The organism is Saliphagus sp. GCM10025334 (assembly GCF_042663485.1).
Lineage (GTDB): Archaea > Halobacteriota > Halobacteria > Halobacteriales > Natrialbaceae > Natronosalvus.
On the sequence record NZ_JBHTAF010000011.1, the window covers coordinates 1 to 4,543 of the forward strand.

Here is a 4,543-nt window from a genome sequence, read left to right on the forward strand (position 1 = left end):
CTTGAGGTGAACCAAGAGTGGGCCGCCGCTCCACCCCATTACACTGATCTATGACGGCCAGTCGTCCCCTCACCGGTCTGGTGCTTGTCGCCCTCCTCACGCTCCCCGTCGTGAGTGCAGTCACAACGCCAGCCAGCATCGCGCCGGACAACGCAACACGAGCGTTTCTCTCCGATGATCGAGATCCAGGTTCCGGATCGCTTCCACCGTTCGTGCTTCCCACTATCGAAGATGTTGTCCGCGAGGAGAACGCCTCCCTGGCAAACATCAGTCGTGTACGTGATTTCACCTACGCGACGACACAGCCACCGTATCGCGTTGGACCGGATCAACAGACACTCAGCGAGTATCGGCTTGCCCAGTTAGAATCCATCCAGCGCAACGACTCGACGAGTCTCTGGCTGCCTGATTCACAGCGCTCGAACGGAACCGTCATCAAAGACGCCCATATCACGATTCTCGGTACAGCGGACGGAGCGCGTACTCGCATTGGTGCTGGTGAGGAAGCCCACGCTGGAAACACAAGCGAACGACTGCTGATTCCCCGAAACGGGACCGTCCTGACTCACCTCGATTACTCGACCCGCCTCCCGAATCAGACATGCACCGTCACCGACGACACCAGGACCTGTCTCTCCTATGACCTCCTCGATCAGGAGGTCGATCGGAGCGTCCGAATTGGGGAGCAGACCTGGGCCAGTAATTCGAAATCACCAGGGCAACTCGAGTACGACGGCGCGAACGCGAGCGAGCCGACGACGATGCAGGTTCGCGCGACGATCAACTCGACGGTTGCCGCCACGACGAGTATCTACGTCCGTGACGGCGGCAGCTGGCAGCTATCGAACGCAACCGATGAAACGCTTCAACTCTCGCACACAGTCCAGGACAGTGAGCGTGTCACTGTTACGACGAACCAGGACCTCAGCGTCACACAGACGATCGTTCGCACTGAGGAGGATATCGACCGAATCGTCCTCACGTTCGAGGGGGCACAATCGCTCTCTGAGCGTCGACTCTGGAGCTATGCGCAGTTCGACGACGCAGAGGGACGCATCCAGAACGTCTGGGGCGTCTACTCACAGCGACAATACCTAAATGCGACACGCGGCCATCGCTTGCTTCCAGAATCGTACACTGTCCCCTCGTTATCACTCCGAAACGAGACACGACTTACCCAAACGCTCACACAGCAGTTCGAAACTGCACAGACGCGCCAGCAGACCGTCGCGTTCCCGAACGTCCTCGAGGTCCAGCTTATCGCGAACCGCCGGCAGCCGACGCTCGAGTGGACCCAACAGACGGACGCCACATCCGGTCCAGAGATCACGCACCTGGATGGCAGTAATATGTCCGGCAGCGCGGCTCCGCTCGACCGCTATGTCAATCTCACCTCGGTTTCCCCTCGCGGCTATACGAAGATCGTCATTACGAACGTCGACCAGCCGATCACGGAGGTTCGCGATATCCACAATGATTCGATTTCGCTGACGACCCAGACCGTTCGCGAGCAGAACGCGAGCCTCTCTACGACGGTTCTCAACGAGACCCATGCCAGAATCCAACTGACGGGCACAGATACTGGTCAACCGCTGACGAATCGAACACTCTGGCTTCGAGGAGCGGCTCAAGGGCGAGCGACGACGAACGCTGACGGCGCCATCGTCGTCGAGCGGCGAGACCTCTACGTCACCGCCTCGTTTGCAGGTGTGGCTGACGCCTCCGAAAACGCCTACTACGGGCCAGTGCAGGCTCGAGTCGCGTTTCAGCCGGATCCGTTTGACATCTATCAACTCCTGACCAGTCTCGCGGGTGCGCTGGTTTCGGTGATCGCGTTTGTCATCTTCTTCGCACCGTTCGCGTACATGCGGAGGGACACGGGCTAGGGCCCCATCAGACGCTCGAGTGGTGACTCTAACACGCACACAACAGCCCCACAACAACCTCAGAACACACAATGAATGGCTCGAAATACCACGTCCCAACCGACGTCGCTCATGACAGCATCGGTCCCGAGATACTATCGGCCAGTCTGCACAGCATTGCGATTCTGTTGCCTGACACGCCCGTAGCTTCGCCTGCCGCTGTATTCTCCGACTGGATTGCGGACTTTTTCACCTACATCCTGACCGGGATTCTCGGTTTTATCGGTGAACTCGTCGCCAACGGGATACTCACGTTCATCATCTTCGATAGTCCCTACTCAGATCCTGGGATGCAGGCAGCTTTCCAGCACAATCTAGATATCTTTCCGCAACTGCTCGTGATCATGTTCATGGCGGGCGTCGCAACGAAACCGTTCGCCGACCAGATCGAAGTGACGAACTTCATGCTGGTGTGGAAAGCGTTGAAGGTGATCATCTTCGTCGCCGTGGCCCGTCAGATCATGCACTTCAGTCTGCTGTTGACGAACGCGCTTATTCGCCATATCTTCACTGCTGACTACGGCGCTGCGTTCGGCCCGGAGGTCTTGCAATCAGGCCTCGACGGGGTTGCGGCGTCGAGTGCTGGTGCGATCATCGGTGGACTCATCCTGAGTATGGTGTCCGTGGCAGGCATCCTCCTCGCGCTTGGTGTCTTCATCCTGCGGGAGTTCTTGTTCAATGCGACGTTCATCCTCCTACCTGTGCTCGGAGCAATGTTGTTCCTGGACTTCGGGCCGCTTCGCTACGCGTCGGAGATCTCGAAGACCGTCCTTCGGGCGACCGCCTACATGCTCCTCGCCGGAATTGTGATGGCTGGCCTCCTGCAGACCGGTGCTGCAGCCGCCGGTGCGTACGCGGACATGGCCGGCCAGGGGGCGACCGCTGCCCAGAGTCAACAAGCGAGTGACCCTGGATTCGGGGAAGTCCTCGAGGCGTACCTCTTCTGGTTGATCGGGCTCGTCGCCCCTGCACTTGTCGGCATCAAATCAGCGGCGATGGCCGGACTGTCGCCGCGGCGGATCTCCGGACGACAGGGGGCAAAGAGTAAGTCGAGTTCTCAGGGCTCGTCGACGAACCAGTCGGGGGAGAAGTCGACTCGTGCTGCTCTGATTGAGCAGGCGAGATATGGGGCAGCTGGTGCTGACAGGTGGGCAACTGGTGGGAAGGGTGGTGCTGCTGTTCAAAAAGCTGGGTCGGCTGCGACACGAACAAAGGGAGCTGTTGGAAGTGCAGCTACGACTCTCCTTTCGGAAAAGAGGGTCAACGACGCAAAGAAGGGAGGTCAAGCTTTCAAGAAAGGTGGAAAACGTGCGGTTAAGGACGCCAAGTCCGGCACAGACTACGCAACCCGAAATCTTCACCAATCGCCCGTTGATTGGGCTGAGGCGGGTTTAGAACGGTATCGGGAGAACCCCGTTGTCGATACGAGCCAAGAAACTAATCCGAAACAACGGGATCTGAGTGACTTTGCAGACGAGTCAGAGAGTAGGGATCGATCCAAATGAATGTCCACTTGGCCAGACGCATATATCGGGGGAACTCTTAATCTGGGACAACAATGGACGGTAAAGAACACACTACGTCCACTACCACCGAACGTAGTAGAGACATCTTCCGAGCCGGAATCATTCTGGCAGTCTCCACAGCGATATCCTCAGTTTGTTACCTACTTGTTCCAATCGGGGTACTTCTAGTGGGTGGTGAATTAGCATCTCACCTTGGTATGCTCGTTCCCTCACTTCTCAGCGTAGTTGCTGTACCCCTTACCCCACTGGTAATCGCCATCTCAGTATTCACAGTTATTGACGAAATATTCGGCGAAGATCACAAGGGAATTGATAGAGGATGGTCTCTGGGGATTATTATCGGAGCATGTCTCCTGACTCTCATCTGGTTTCTCCCTCTTTGGGGACAGAGCTGGCCTATCCTTGCTGAGAAACTACGTCCACTCCGAGTGTCCGTTCTGTTTGACGATGCATGGGTGATGGGCCTCACTTGGATCGTATATATTCCAATGATGATGTACGTCAATCTCGGAGCTATAGTTACTGATAACACCAGTTCCTCTGTTACACAAGAGAGACAACGCGCTGGGTCAAGTTCCGTGGGGGCCTCATCTGATCCCGCCAATCAGCCGACTCAAGATATAGACGGTTTCTCGAGAGAGGGTACAGGATTTACCTACAACTGGGATTCAGCACCAGATACGGGGTTTGCAGATATTGGTGGGATGGAGTCGCTGAAAACAAATATCGAGCGATCAGTCCTCCGACCACTTACTCGGATTGACGAAGCCTATGAGCGGTTCAACGTCTCACCACCGAATGGAATTCTCCTTTACGGCCCACCAGGAACCGGCAAGACCCTGTTTGCTCGAGCAATCGCCGGCGAACTCGGCCATCCGTATCTCGAGTTATCTGCGGGTGATATCAAATCCCGATGGATCAACGAGTCAACCGAGCAGGTCAACCAGCTCTTCGCCGAAGCTGAACAGTTCGACCGGTGCGTCATCTTCATCGACGAAATCGATGCCCTCCTCGCTGACCGTGGAAATGACCTCCACCGAGAGCACGCCCAGGTCGTCAATGAGTTCCTCGCGCATCTGGACGACGAGAACC

Annotated in this window: 3 protein-coding genes; all 3 read left to right on the plus strand. The window is 56.7% G+C overall.

Annotated features, from left to right (window positions below):
• Positions 1 to 50 precede the first annotated feature (50 nt).
• Complete coding sequence (locus tag ACFQO4_RS21135) at positions 51 to 1,886, plus strand: DUF8186 domain-containing protein (protein WP_500262716.1); 1,836 nt, start codon at positions 51 to 53, stop codon at positions 1,884 to 1,886.
• Positions 1,887 to 1,957: 71 nt separating this feature from the next.
• Positions 1,958 to 3,430 carry a hypothetical protein gene (locus ACFQO4_RS21140; RefSeq protein ID WP_312912665.1) on the plus strand — a complete coding sequence of 491 codons (1,473 nt, stop codon included), beginning with the start codon at positions 1,958 to 1,960 and terminating at the stop codon, positions 3,428 to 3,430.
• Between the two features lie 53 nt (positions 3,431 to 3,483).
• Positions 3,484 to 4,543, plus strand: a 1,060-nt coding sequence (locus tag ACFQO4_RS21145; protein ID WP_500262717.1) for an AAA family ATPase, incomplete at its 3' end; no start/stop codon positions are given.